Origin of the sequence: Pseudidiomarina sp. CB1 (assembly GCF_024752025.1) — a bacterium.
Classification (GTDB): Bacteria; Pseudomonadota; Gammaproteobacteria; order Enterobacterales; family Alteromonadaceae; genus Pseudidiomarina.
In genome coordinates this window covers 230,230-244,053 of record NZ_JANTPU010000002.1, presented here as the reverse complement: position 1 = coordinate 244,053, position 13,824 = coordinate 230,230, and the positions used below count along the sequence as shown (strand labels likewise).

Sequence of the window (13,824 nt, the reverse complement as noted above, 5' to 3'; positions counted from 1 at the left end):
GCGTTACTCAAGACCACGGATCGCATCTACAGCAGCAAGTTCATCAGCGTCTTGCTGAGCCATTTCGGTGCGTTCTTCAACATCCAAACGTTCGGCGTCGATCAAACCACCTTCGATTTCACGCAAAGCAACAACGGTTGCTTTCTCGTTATTCTTCCACGGCACCAAAGCATCTTTGCCTTGGGTGGCCAACTGACGGGCACGGCGTGAGGCGACTAATACCAAGTCAAATCGATTGCCAATACGATCAACAGCTTCTTCTACAGTTACGCGCGCCATAGTTACTCCAACTTAATAAAATAGATTGCAATTGCAAAATGGGTCACGAATTATACGGATTTACCCAGCATTCGCCAAGAGATCTTTGAGTTTAGCCGCATGTCGTGATTGCTGCAACGCCATTCTCTGGCGTCGCGCCAACACAATGTGCTCAAAATTAGCAAGTGTTTCATTAAAATCATCATTGACCAGCAGGTAATCAAACTCGTGGTAATGGGACATTTCAGCTTGCGCCTTGGCCATTCGCCCTGCAATCACTGCGTCGCTATCTTGCCCGCGGCTACGCAGTCTCTGTTCCAAGGTTTCAAGGCTCGGCGGCACAATAAAAATAGATTGTGCTTGTGGGTAGGCCTCACGTACTTGCCGGGCACCTTGCCAATCGATATCCAGAAAAACATCGATGCCCTGCTTTAAGGTCTCTTCAATCACCAGCCGTGACGTGCCATAGTAGTTGTCGAAGACTTTTGCCCATTCATAAAAAGCGTTTTCTTCGATCTTGCGCTGGAAGGTTTCGACATCAAGAAAGTGATAGTGCACACCATCCACTTCACCGGGCCGCGGCGCCCGCGTCGTACACGAAACCGAGACTTGCATGCTGCCATCATTGTGGCGCTCAAGCAAAGCACGGATTAAACTGGATTTACCTGCACCACTTGGTGCAGCAACAATAAATAAATTTCCGTCAGCGGTGGATGTCGTCATGGCTTCTAAAAATCACTTGCGAATGACGGCAAAGCATAGCATGTTGCTGATAAGCGTGCGACATCTTAACTACAAGGAACCCCGACATGAGTACTGGTTGGATTATTATCATTATCGCGATTGTGTTGTTTGTGTATCTCATCAGCATTTACAACAAACTTGTGCGTTTAAAGAACCAATTTGAGAATGCTTTTGCACAAATCGAAGTACAACTAAAGCGTCGTTATGACCTCATTCCGAATCTGGTTGAGACAGCGAAAGCCTACTTGAAGCACGAAAGTGAAACCCTAGAAGCGGTCACGCAAGCGCGTAATCAAGCGGCAGCAGCACTGCCCAAAGCAGCCCAAGATCCACGCAACGCCAGCGCCATGCATGAATTAGGCGGAGCCGAAAGTGCATTAGGCAGCGCCTTAGGCCGTTTGAATGTGGTGATGGAAGCGTACCCTGAGCTGAAAGCCAACGAAAATATGATGCAAGTGTCGGAAGAGTTGACCAGCACTGAAAACCGCGTTGCTTTTGCCCGCCAAGCATTTAACGATGCGGTAATGAGCTACAACACTTATCGTCAGTCATTCCCGCCGGTCGCATTTGCAAGCTTCTTTGGTCACGGTAAAGACGCGAGCTTACTCGAGTTTGCGGATAGTGCCGAGATTCAAGCCGCACCCAAAGTTAACTTTTAAGCCGTATTAGAATGGTTAATTTCTTTGAACATCAACAGCAGGCTCGGCGCAATACGGGTCTGCTGGTACTTTTATTCTTTCTCGCCTTCGGTCTAATCATCGCCGCGGTAACTTTAGTGGTAGCGTTTATCGCCGGTGCCGTGCAAACCGATGGGAACGGAGGCTATCAACTCAGTATTCAGCCATTTCTGTGGGTCAGCTTAGCGGTCGGTGGCGGCATTTTGTTGGTCATGCTCATCAAATGGCTACAACTCAAAGCCGGCGGTAAAGTGATTGCCGAGTATCTTGGCGGTGAACTCGTCTCGCCAGACACCCAAGACCCTGTTGAACGCCGTGTTCTTAATGTCGTAGAAGAAATGGCAATCGCCGCCAATATGCCGGTTCCTGCGGTGTATATTCTGCCACACGAGAGCAATATTAATGCCTTTGCCGCTGGGTATGACACGCGCGATGCGGTCATCGGGCTCACCCGAGGCTCCGTCGAAACCTTCTCACGCGAGCAATTACAAGGCGTGGTCGCCCATGAATTTAGCCATATTCTTAACGGTGACATGCGTCTAAATATTCGCTTAATCGCCGCGCTTGCTGGGATTCTTGCGGTTGCTCATCTAGGGCGGATTCTGTTGTATTCCGGTGGTCGCAGTCGTGGCCGTAACAACAAAAATGCCCTACCGCTCGTTGGCATTGGCCTGATGATTGTCGGTGGCATCGGCGTGCTGTTTGGCAACCTGATCAAAGCGGCCGTGAGTCGCCAGCGCGAGTTCCTTGCCGACGCCGCTGCAGTGCAATTCACGCGCAACCCAGAAGGGTTATCGGGCGCATTAAAGCAAATCGGTGCACGCCAACATGGCAGCAGACTGGTCAGTAAGAATGCCGATGAAGCAGCGCATTTATTTTTTGGCGAAGCGCTCAAACATTGGTTCGGTATGATGGCCACCCACCCGCCACTCGAAAAGCGCATCAAACGCATCGAGCCGCACTGGAACGGACGTTACCCTGAACCACGTAAAGCGCGCAGCCGCTCTGAGCAAGAGCATGTAGAGGCGCAGCCAAAACCATCGGCGTTGAACAAATTAGCCTTACTGGCGCTGCCAGCAGTGCTGCTTGAGCAGGCGCATAGCCCACAACAAGCACCGAAGCTTGTGCATGATTTAGTGCTTAGCGAACTGTTAGGAGAACCCAACGAAGCCCTGAAAGGATTAAATTCAGCGCAGCAACTTGCCTTGGTAGAGCTCGCCGTGCCGGCGTTACGGCAAGCGTCGGAAGCACAGCGCTTGAACCTGCTGAAGGATCTACAAGAGATGGCGCAAAGCCAAGATCTCTTTCACTGGGGCCTGTATCAACTGCTTGCTAGACAGCTGTTACCCAAAGGCAAGTTCAAAGACACGCTCGATAACCAAAAGGCGTTGGACGTAACCGTTACTGCCCTCGAGCGTGCTGATGCGGGCCAAGACGTTGACCGTGGGGCGTTAGGTAAAGCGCTCAATACCTGTCGTGGTTGGGCGCCGAAAGCAAAAGAAACACTCATTGAAAAATGGCTGGCAACCGTGCGTAAAGATAACGTCGTGTCACCAGCAGAGCGTCAGTTAGTGGCGATTTTGTGCGCTTGCATCGAGGTGCCGATCCCAGACGAGATGCTGCAATAAATTGTTAGTGCGCGGCGAGCCACGCACTAATGTGTTGATGCAACTCATTATCAACAATTCCCACCGTGATGTGATGGCGCCCCGGCACCATCACCAGCTTGCGCTTTGGCGATTCTAATGGCAAATAACGCTCATAGGGTGCAACGGTATCCATGTCACTGGCGATCATCAACGTCGGCATGTCAAGTTGTGGCAATAGCTGTTGTAAGTCAGTTTCGGCAAGTTCGATATCTTGACGCTGCATCGCACCAATCACCCCTTCGCGAATGGACTCGGTGGGCATCAGCTTACTCATGCGCGGAAACCACAGTTCGAGCATGGCATTCGTTGCTTCATCCATAGGCGCCATCGGGGCAAACAAAATCAAGCCATCGACATCATCACGTTGCTTAGCCACCTGCGCAGCTGCCACAGTGCCCATAGAAAGCCCAGCTAGATACAAAGGTCCCGGCGTTTCGCGTTGCGGTAGGCTATCAAGCAGCGCCGAGATCATGTCGGCGTCACGCACGCCAAAGCCCATTTGATCTGTCGTTGATTCGCCATGACCCAACAGATCTGGCGCTATCACATGGTAGCCGAGAAACATGAAATAGCCTGCGTTGGTGGCCATGGTTGACTTATCACCGCCATAGCCGTGTAACAGCACCACCGTACCACGCTGTGGCGAGACCTCTTCACGCTTTAAACTCAGTTGGTACTCTTCAATGCGATCACCGACATCGAAGGCAAAGTCAAAATCAAATTTTTCAAACTTATCTTGCCCGTCTTGGGCCAGCAAATGATAGGGCTTTCCATACAAATAGCCCGTGCAGCCACCGAGAAAAGGCAGGCAAAATTCACGTGAATCGAGTTGCAAGATACGTAACGATGCTTCGGTGTCACCCTCTAACGTAAACGCCGTGGGCCGCATCGACAGGCGCTCTTCGACCACTGCGGCGCAACTCATGAGTAGGGTGCTCACCAGCGCAAGCACCACCAATTGTAAACCTCTTTGCATATTTCTATCTCAGGCCAACTTCAAAGAGGCTCACTATACCTAATCTAAATTTTTGCAGCTACTTTCTGAGCCGTCTTTACTAAAGCCTGTTCAAGATCGGCAATGATGTCATCCGGATGCTCGATGCCCACGCACAAACGTATCGCTTCGGGCTTCACGCCGACCTTGAGTTGCTCTTCAGGGGTCAACTGTCGGTGCGTGGTCGAGGCCGGGTGGCAAGCCAGAGACTTAGCATCACCAATATTCACCAAGCGTTTGAACAACTTAAGCTTGTCGTAGAATTGCACCCCAGCCTCGTAGCCGCCCTTCAAGCCGAACGTCAGCAGCGAAGCGGGTAAGCCACCACGAATGTACTTCTGCGCCAGCTCGTAGTGGGGATGATTTTCTAGACCGGCATAATTGACCCAAGCCACGTCTGGGTGATGCTGCAAGAAGTGCAATACCCGTTCAGTGTTCTGACAGTGCCTTTCAATGCGCAGCTCTAATGTTTCCAGTCCTTGTAGAATTAAGAAGGCATTAAACGGCGACAACGCCGCACCGGTGTTACGCAAGGCCACCGTGCGCACTCGAGCTATAAAAGCAGCCGCTTCAAACGCTTCGTTGTACACCACGCCGTGATACGCAGGTTCGGGTTCATTAAACTGCGGGAATTTGGCTTTGTGCTTCACCCAATCGAAACGTCCACCGTCAACAATCAAGCCACCAATTGTGGTGCCGTGTCCGCCAATGTATTTGGTCAACGAATGCACGACAATATGGGCACCCCATTCCAACGGTTTACACAACGACGGTGAGGCCACTGTGTTATCGACCACCAAGGGCAGGCCGTGCTGTTCCGCTAGCTCACCATAGGCCTCCAGATCAGCAATATTTCCCGCCGGATTGCCAATAGTTTCGCAGTAGATAGCTTTGGTTTTGTCGTCAATACATGCCGCCAGATCTGCGGGCGCATCAGATTTGGCAAAGCGTACCTCGATACCAAACGACGGCAGCATGTGCGCGAACAAGGTATAGGTTCCACCGTAAAGTTGCGGCGTGGTGACAATGTTATCGCCTTGACTAGCCAGCGTGATCAGCGTGTATTGAATCGCCGCCATCCCAGATGCCACTGCAAGCCCAGCGACACCACCCTCGAGAGCTGCCACACGCTGCTCCAGCACATCGTTGGTAGGATTCATGATGCGCGAGTAAATATTACCCGGCACCGCAAGATCAAACAGATCAGCTCCGTGCTGGGCATCGTCAAAGGCAAATGCCGCGGTTTGATAAATCGGTGTCGCTACCGCCTTGGTTGTCGGATCGGTTTCATAACCATGATGAATAGCTAAAGTTGCGGCTCGGTAATGTTCAGACATAAGGCACTCACTTACGAATAGTTAATAGATGTTTATACGTTTAGACGTCTATACTATATAAGTGAGTTCATCGTGCAAGCCTTTTTTACTTACTTTCTTAACTGACCGATAAGCTGCAATACATCACTATGTACGCCCGCCGCAGTAACTTCCGGTCCCGCACCTGGGCCCTGGATAATCAGTGGGTTCGCATCATACTGCTGACTTCGCACGGTGAAGTTGGCGTTACCCGCCGGTAAACGTGCGTAGCTTGACTCGGCCGCAATAGGTACCAGCTCGGTACCCGCACGCACCCCCCCGTCAGCAGTGCGCTCGATGTAGCCTAGATAGACCCACTGCTCAGCATTCGCGTCTTGCGTCGCGCGCCAGTCGTCAAAAGCCTGATCAAACGCCGTAAGATCAGCTAGAAACTCTTCTGTACTGCAATCCTGCAGCGATTTGGGGACTAAGTTGTGAATCGCCACATCACGCAGTTGCAGCGACCAACCGGCTTCTCGGGCAAGAATGACAAGCTTACGTGCGACATCCATGCCGCCCAAATCAGTGCGCGGGTCTGGCTCAGTGAGCCCAAGATCGCGCGCCTTAAGCAACCATTGTGAGAGCGCATCACCACTACGGTAGTTTTGGAAAATCCATGATAACGACCCAGACAGATTGCCCTCCACGCGTAAGATCCCATCGCCACAGCGACAACGCTCCGCTATAGCGCTCAAGATGGGTAAACCAGCCCCCACGGTGGTGTTGTAAAGCCACGTTCGTTGATACTGCTGCTGCACGCGTTGTAACTCTTGATAGGTATCGACGCCACTCGAACCAGCGTATTTATTGGCTGAAATCACGTGTGCACCAGCCTTAAACCAATCCACGTAAGCCCGACTGATTGATTTTGCAGCGGTTAAATCGAGGAGCACCGTCTGCTGGCCACGCTCCTGACTCGCCTGAATCCAGCGCAAGATCCTATTTTTGTCACTCTGTTCCGCTTGTTCAGCAAATAGTTGTCGCCAGCGCGAAACATCTATTCCGCGCGGCGTCACCAGTGCTTGCGAGCTACGAAATAGCGCTGTCACTCGCGTTTGTGACGCAAGCGATAGTTGCGACGCAAAATGATCGAGCCAATAACCACCAATAGTACCGCAACCGACAACACCTAACGCGATTTCCGCTTGACTCATGCATCCTCCAAGAATTGTTTTAGTTGTGGTCCGTAACTGGCGGTGTCGAGGATGAAACCATCATGGCCATGCAGCGTTGCTACGCGTAAATGCGTGGGACAGTTCGGTAGCCGCGAGACAAGTTCATCCATCACGTGTTCAGGAGCAAGATAATCATCCACAAAACTGACGACAAAGGTCGGTATCTGCAAGGTTTCTGGATCGACCTTAAAACGATCGAGTGCGGGGCCGAAATCCTTGAATAACTGCACTGCTCGCATAGGATCGGACGCCACTAGGGTGGCCGCTCGCTCATGTATGTAAATGACCGCCATGGCAGGGTCAGGAAAGCGCTCATCGAGTCCTCGAGCGCCGCGGTAACTTAGCATTGCTAAAGCGCGTGCCAATTGTACGCCATGCTGCTCATCGCCAGCGGCAATGGCTTGCGCAATGAAATCGCGTTGCAAACTGCGGATCATTACCGCTTGTGCCGTCGGCCGATGCGCGGCGCCCAACACCACTAAGCGATGGCAATCGAGTTGAGAACTCCGAGCCAGTTCCATCGCCACACAACCGCCAAAAGAACCACCAATCACCGCATGCAATTGACGGATGCCTAGCTGTAATAGTGCTTGAGTGATCAGTTGTGCGTGCTCACTTACGTCACCAGGAACCTGTTTGCACTCGCTGTCGCCCATGCCACCGCAGTAATCCACCGCCACTAAACGGTAACACTGTAACGCTGCGTGCTCGACCAAGCCTTGCCACCAACCGCGGCCATGCTGGAGCGCATCCACCTGATAAATTTTTCGGCCGCCGGAGATACCGCCAAGCACCAGTACAACAGGCGCGTCGACGCGGCCAAAACTGCGCAGTGCTAATCGACCTTGCGGTAAGTCAATGAAGTGATCTTGAAAGGAAAAAGACATAATAAGGGGGTTGGCTCAGTTCAAATGGCAATACAGCGAATGTACTGAGCCGCGCCGCACTTGTCAATATAGACGGCTATACTTCCAAATTAAAACTCATTCAACAGTAAACGTAGCTTCATGAGCTTGATGCGAGTGTGCTCATCCCATGGTTTACTGTGTGCCATCCGCTTCTCTACCCACTTTTCAAACGAACGGCGCGGTGATACCGGCACATGTTGATCACGGGACTCCATCGGCTTGTCTGGACGACCGCCCCACGCAACTTCATACATATGTGCCTCTCGCACCGCAAAAAAAGCCACTTCTTGCTTGGGTGCCGGAGCATTCAGCAATACCGCAACACCTGCTGCAGCAGTTAAATCAATCGCCGCAACATCGTGTTGTAGATCATCGGAGATAAATGCCAGTTCACCTTGTTGCCGCATGTGTGTGAGTAGTGCCTGAATCGTATCAGGTTCTAACTCAACTCCGGCGGTAAGTTGTTGATGTTCCGTGCGGAGTACCACGCCGTCACAATCAAACTCTTCCAGCAACCATTGCGACACATCGTCCCAATAGCTCTCCGCATGCTCACCGCTGAGCAAGCGATTATGGAAGTGATTAAACTTCGCTTGCAGATGATCATGCAGGCGGATGCGTTGTTCGGTACGGTATTCGCGAAGTGCAAAATTGTAATTTTCGACAAGTTCACTAACGTGTCGCAACACCCCGTAATCAAGTGCTTTCGGTTCATCATGGTGCAATGAAATCAGCGCCAGCAAATCATCTGCGCCTTTGATCGGCCATGACACCGAGGCGCTTACTTCCATGTTACGTAGATAATGTAAGTGTACCGGTGAAACACTGCGGAGTTCTGCCTGCGAGAGATCCGGCACGTCGTCTTGTTGCACGCCGACGACAGCTACCGACTCGGCATTGGCATCGTAAATAGCTCGCCATTCCGAGGTAAAATACAAGCGCCGCGCAATTTGGGGAATATCGCTAGCTGGAAAACGGAGTTGTAAGTACGATCCCTCAATATCAGCGCGCTTCGCTTCCGCCAGAACTTCACCGTCACCGGTTGGCAGAAACTCGTAATACATTACCCGCGAGGCTTCGGTGACTTTGCGAATATAGTCGACCAGTTGCGTTTGGTAATCGGTTAACTCCGCCTCGCTCGCGATGTTTTGCGGAAACATGCTGACAGCAGAGCGCAAGCGCTCGTCGCGGCGCGTCGGCATTAACTCGATGAGCATTTGTCCATTTACACCTTCCGTTAGAAGCACATCCAGTGTGCCCTGAGGTCCATCGAGTTCCGCATGAAAATAACGGCGTTTTTGACTCAGCTGTGCCAGTAACCCTGTTATTTCATAAGGAGCCGACTTACCGAGAAAGTCGCCAACACGCCCGCGCCACAGCTCCCCAATATTTTGTGATACATGGGTCACTGTCTGCTGATGATCAACAACCAACAAGGCTCCATACGGCTGAATTGCACCACTTAAATGCAGCTTTTCATTTTCGCATTGGGCAATAAATTCACTGGTTGTCGTTGCCATCGTCGGCTTCCTTTTCTGCTTTTAATAACTTTTCGAACGCAGGCAGACTCAGCGGTTTCGAAAAGTAGTACCCCTGTGCGTAGTCACAGCCTTCTTGCGTCAACCAACGTACTTGCGCTTCGTTTTCTACGCCCTCAGCAACCGTTTTGATCTTAAGTGCCTTCGCCATCGCCAAAATGGCTCGCGAGATAGCTTCGTCATTCACTTCAGTCACAACGCCATCGACAAAGGTTTTGTCAATTTTAAGCTCGGCCAACGGCAAGCGTTTTAAGTAACTTAGTGACGAGTAGCCGGTACCAAAATCATCAATACTTAGCTGAATACCTGCATTTCGAAGCCGCTCAATATTGCCAAGCTCAGTGTTCTGCTGCGTCACTAACGTCCTCTCGGTGAGTTCCAGTTGCAGCATCAACGAATCTAGCTTGTACTGCTTCAGTAAATGCAAGATTAAGTCAACGTAACTCTCGTGCTGAAAGCTCTTCGGTGAAGCATTTAACGCCATAATTGGAAAGTCGAGACCATGTTCGCGCCATTTGGCCATTTGCTGCACGAGCTCACGAGCAACATAACTGTCGACCTCAACAATTAAGTTGGTAAGCTCGGCGGCAGGAATAAAGTCGGCAGGGCTAATGTCACCGTGTTCTTCATGGTGCCAACGTACTAATGCCTCAGCACCAATAACGCGAGGCGGATCCGTCAATGTGTATTTAGGTTGAAACGCAATCGTCAGCTCGTTGTTTTGTATAGCTTGCCGTAAATCATTCTCAAGTCGAGTTTGCTTGAGCATTTGCGATTGCAACTCTTCTTTAAACAATTCATAACGACCTCGGCCATTTTCCTTGGCCCGATACATCGCAGTGTCGGCAGCTTTTAATAACTCCGCAATATTCAAGCCATCATCAGGGTAGATGGCGATGCCTATACTACCACCTACATAATGGCGTTGCCGTTGTATGATGAACGGTTTGTCGAGTACTTCCAGCACTTCCCGCGCAACTCGCTCCAGTGCCGCCATGGTCGAATCAACAATGATAATGGTAAATTCGTCACCACCAAGGCGCGCCACGGTGTCCATCTCGCGGGCCACGCTTTTCAAGCGCTCAGCAGCTTGTATCAACAGCTCATCGCCGGCGTCATGCCCTAAAGTATCGTTAAGTTGCTTAAAGTTATCTAAGTCAATAAACAACACGCCCACTTCAGTTTTGCGGCGCCGTGCAACCTCGAGCGCATGTTCCAAACGGTCATGGAACAAGGTTCGATTAGGCAGGCCGGTCAAGCTATCATGCGTAGCAAGGTATTCCACCTTACGCTGTGATTCTTTCAGGTTGGAGATATCGGCAAACACCGCCACGTAGGCCGCGTCGTTGGTGTCATGTGACTTGATTTGATTGATCGTTAACCAAATCGATAACTGCTCAACTTTTTTCGAGCTCAACAAGGTTTCACCCTGCCACAAACCATCTTTCTGCAAGGTTTGTTGAATCGTTTTCGGATCACGGCCGCGTTCTTGCTCAGTCGTCAGGAAGTTCCAGAATGGAAAATTGAGCGCTTGTTCTTCAGTCAACTCGGTAAGCCGCAAAAAGGCCGAATTGACTGTTTGAATAACACCTTGCCCATTCAAGACAACGATAGCTTCACCGGCCTGCTCATAAACCCTAGCCGCAATCTGTAATTGCTGCTCAGCATTTTTGCGCAAGGTGATATCTTCTGCTTCGGTCAGCAGCGCATAGGGTTTGCCTTTAGGATCAACGAGTGCCTGATGGACCATCCGAAAAATACGCCGACCGCCATCATCTTGCACTAACGTATGTTCCGCAGTAACCGGCTGTTTATCGCGCAGTGCACATAAATCATGTTCCCAAATGCTACTAGCAAACGCTTCTGGGAATAACTCGAAGTCGGTCTTCTCTTGCGCTGCTTCGTTGGTTACCGCAAACACCTCTGAGAACTGTGGATTCACCAGTGAGTAATGCCCAGTCAAATCTTTCATTGCCAGACTCAAGGTGGTGTGACTAATGATTTGATCCAATTGCTGTTGCGATGCTCTTAATTGTTCGTGGGCCGCCGCGATGTCGCTCACATCGATAAACGTTAACAACAGCGTTTCAACCTCATGGGCTTGGTTGAGGCCCGGTGCCACCGTCACCTGCATGACCTCATCACGATCGCGGCACCATTGCTGTTGCACGTCTCCAGATTCATGCGCTTCGCTAAACAGCTGTAATACTACATCACGCACTTTGGCTGGAAACTTCAGTTGGGCTAACTCGCGTTGCGACATGTTTTGACGCAAAGCAAACTGCCGTTGCGCGGCAGCATTAAAACGCTGCAACCTTGCATCGTTGCTAAACACCAGAATGGGGAACTCCAACGCATCGTACACGTGCGTGTACTCTTCGTTCAAACGCGCCAATTCATGGGTACGGGTATTGAGCTCTTGATTCAGGCTAATCAGTTCTTCGTTACTGGCTTGCAGCTCTTCGTTGGCAGCCTCAAGTTCTTCATTGGTCGCCTGTAACTCTTCATTTGAGGCTTGCGTTTCTTCATTGAGCGACTGCATTTCTTCGTTTGAGGCCGATAGCTCTTCTAACATCGCCTGCAGATGCTCTTTGGTCGCTACTAACTCTTCTTGCAACCAAACATTATCGTCTTCGGCCGACTCACTTGTCGGCTTGGTGCGAACAGCCATTTGAAGCGGTCGGAAGACGACCGCGGGAACCGTCTGCCCTGCACTGTTCATAGGCAGTACTAAGACTTGCCAATGTTCGTCGTCGACACTATGCGGCCGTCCTTCTAACAATTGTGGTTGGCGCTGGAAACGATGCAAAAGCGATATGAGTTCCGAGCGGAATTGCTGGGCAACCATATCCGTTACGAGTGCGTTGTTATCGCCGGCAATCACATTAAAAAACTGGCTGACCTGCCCCCAACTGCGACGAATACGATGTTTACTTGTTAACTCGACGATAACCCAATCAAGCCCTTCGGTGAGGCTTTGCAACACATCGCGGGCGGGGTTTTCCTTCGCCTTTTGCTTGCGCGTGAGTGCCGACTCGACGGCATTAAACGAGCGATCGACATTGGCACTCGCCTTCATAAACAAACGTTCGGTGCGCTCGACCGATTGAAATAAATCCTCAGCAGCACTAATACTTTCTGAACGTCCTAAAAATAGATAACCAGCAGGGTTTAGCGCGAAGTGAAAACGCTTAAGTACGCGTTTTTGCAGTTCGGTATCGAAGTAAATCAGAACGTTGCGGCAGGTAATAAAATCGACGCGCATGAACGGTGGATCAGACACTAAGTTATGCTTCGCAAATACCACCATGTCGCGTAACTGCTTGCTAACCTCATAATCTTCGCCATCGTAATCGAAGTATTTCTCACGCAGGTGCTGCTGAACATCGGCTAACGCGCCCTCGCTGTAGCGCCCACGGCGCGCTACTTGCAGAGCTTGCTCATCCAAATCAGTGGCAAAAATTTGAATACGGGTATCGCGCTCTAATTCCTCCTGCAATTCGGCAACCAAAATCGCCACTGAGTAAGCTTCTTCGCCGGTGGCGCAGCCCGCCACCCAAATACGCCATTCGCGCAGATCTTCATGGCTTTCATAATAAGACTTAAGCGCTGCAGCGAACTTTTTGAACGCATTTAAATCGCGGAAAAACGCTGTCACAGAGATCAACAAATCACGCGCCAACATCGAAATTTCTTCTTGGTGTGACCCCAAGTAGTCGACATACGCCATTATCGAATCACAGTCGGTGGCGACCATCCGGCGCTTCACCCGCCGCAACAACGTACCTTGCTTATAGCCTTCAAAGTCATGGCCATAGCTCTCTTTGACCAAGCGCATTAATGTATGTAAGCGATCACTTTCGGCTTCATTAGTGGTTCGAGCTAATTCAGTAAACTCAACTAACCGCTGACCAATTTCCGTTGCCGGTAGCACAAAATCAGCGGCGTCTGCGAGAATGGCCGAACGTGGCATACCATCATACTTTGCCGTCGCTGGCTCTTGCACCAACGTTAAGCCACCGCTGGCTTGAATCGCCCGTAAACCACTGGTGCCGTCAGAGCCGGTGCCCGACAAAACCACGCCAACAGCGTTTTCTTTAAAGGCATCGGCGATAGAGGCAAAAAATTGGTTTACCGAAGGCTTCGGAGAGATTTCAGGGCGTGCGGTAGTAAGAACGACTTTACCGTTTTCATAAACCGCGTTGAAATTAGGCGGTACAATATAAATGCCTCCAGCTTTAAGCTGCGTGGTCTTTGACAACTCTTTAACATCCCGCTTTGCCTCACGAGACAAAATCTCAGCCATCATACTTTTATGATGAGGGGATAGGTGTTGCAGTATCACAAGTGCTGCAGGTAGCTTGTCGGGCAGGTGTTGTAATAGCTGAGAGACGGCTTCCAAGCCCCCAGCTGAAGCACCTATTCCAATCACATTGAGCAAAGAGCCACTCGATTTAGGCATACATTTCCTTGTGATAACCCCATTTATTAATGATAATAAAACATAAGTTTACGAAAAGCAGCTA

10 protein-coding genes are annotated in these 13,824 nt (G+C 50.7%); 2 read left to right on the top strand and 8 right to left on the bottom strand.

All coding sequences use genetic code 11. The annotated features are described in order from the left end of the window. Nucleotides 1–3 precede the first annotated feature (3 nt). The gene (rpoZ, locus tag NV375_RS10475; RefSeq protein ID WP_126773406.1) at nt 4–279 is read right to left on the bottom strand and encodes a DNA-directed RNA polymerase subunit omega; all 276 of its coding nucleotides are present in this window, start codon (nt 277–279) and stop codon (nt 4–6) included. A 60-nt stretch (nt 280–339) separates the two neighbouring features. After that, the gene (gene gmk / locus NV375_RS10470) at nt 340–981 is read right to left on the bottom strand and encodes a guanylate kinase (RefSeq protein WP_258808181.1); all 642 of its coding nucleotides are present in this window, start codon (nt 979–981) and stop codon (nt 340–342) included. An 86-nt stretch (nt 982–1,067) separates the two neighbouring features. On the opposite strand from gmk, the gene NV375_RS10465 reads away from it, so the two are divergent. Continuing rightward, on the top strand, nt 1,068–1,661 hold the full coding sequence (locus NV375_RS10465; protein WP_258808180.1) for a LemA family protein: 594 nt from the start codon (nt 1,068–1,070) through the stop codon (nt 1,659–1,661). 11 nt (nt 1,662–1,672) lie between these two features. Then, entirely contained in the window at nt 1,673–3,307 is a 1,635-nt protein-coding gene (locus NV375_RS10460; RefSeq protein WP_258808179.1) for a M48 family metallopeptidase, read from the top strand. Between the two features lie 4 nt (nt 3,308–3,311). On the opposite strand, the gene NV375_RS10455 is transcribed toward NV375_RS10460, so the two are convergent. The 6 genes from NV375_RS10455 to NV375_RS10430 form a co-directional block, all read right to left on the bottom strand. Beyond that, nucleotides 3,312–4,304 carry an alpha/beta hydrolase gene (locus tag NV375_RS10455; protein WP_258808178.1) on the bottom strand — a complete coding sequence of 331 codons (993 nt, stop codon included), beginning with the start codon at nt 4,302–4,304 and terminating at the stop codon, nt 3,312–3,314. Between the two features lie 44 nt (nt 4,305–4,348). Continuing rightward, nucleotides 4,349–5,659, bottom strand: a complete 1,311-nt coding sequence (locus tag NV375_RS10450; RefSeq protein ID WP_258808177.1) for an O-acetylhomoserine aminocarboxypropyltransferase/cysteine synthase family protein — start codon at nt 5,657–5,659, stop codon at nt 4,349–4,351. 89 nt (nt 5,660–5,748) lie between these two features. Then, nucleotides 5,749–6,831 (bottom strand): hypothetical protein, encoded by a 1,083-nt coding sequence (locus tag NV375_RS10445; protein ID WP_258808176.1) that lies wholly within the window; start codon nt 6,829–6,831, stop codon nt 5,749–5,751. Then, nucleotides 6,828–7,739, bottom strand: a complete 912-nt coding sequence (locus tag NV375_RS10440; protein WP_258808175.1) for an alpha/beta fold hydrolase — start codon at nt 7,737–7,739, stop codon at nt 6,828–6,830. The genes NV375_RS10445 and NV375_RS10440 overlap by 4 nt, the downstream gene beginning before the upstream one ends. Nucleotides 7,740–7,828: 89 nt before the next feature. Beyond that, nucleotides 7,829–9,280 carry a GAF domain-containing protein gene (locus NV375_RS10435; protein ID WP_258808174.1) on the bottom strand — a complete coding sequence of 484 codons (1,452 nt, stop codon included), beginning with the start codon at nt 9,278–9,280 and terminating at the stop codon, nt 7,829–7,831. Next, nucleotides 9,261–13,760, bottom strand: a complete 4,500-nt coding sequence (locus NV375_RS10430; RefSeq protein WP_258808173.1) for an EAL domain-containing protein — start codon at nt 13,758–13,760, stop codon at nt 9,261–9,263. The genes NV375_RS10435 and NV375_RS10430 overlap by 20 nt, the downstream gene beginning before the upstream one ends. Between the last annotated feature and the right edge of the window lie 64 nt (nt 13,761–13,824).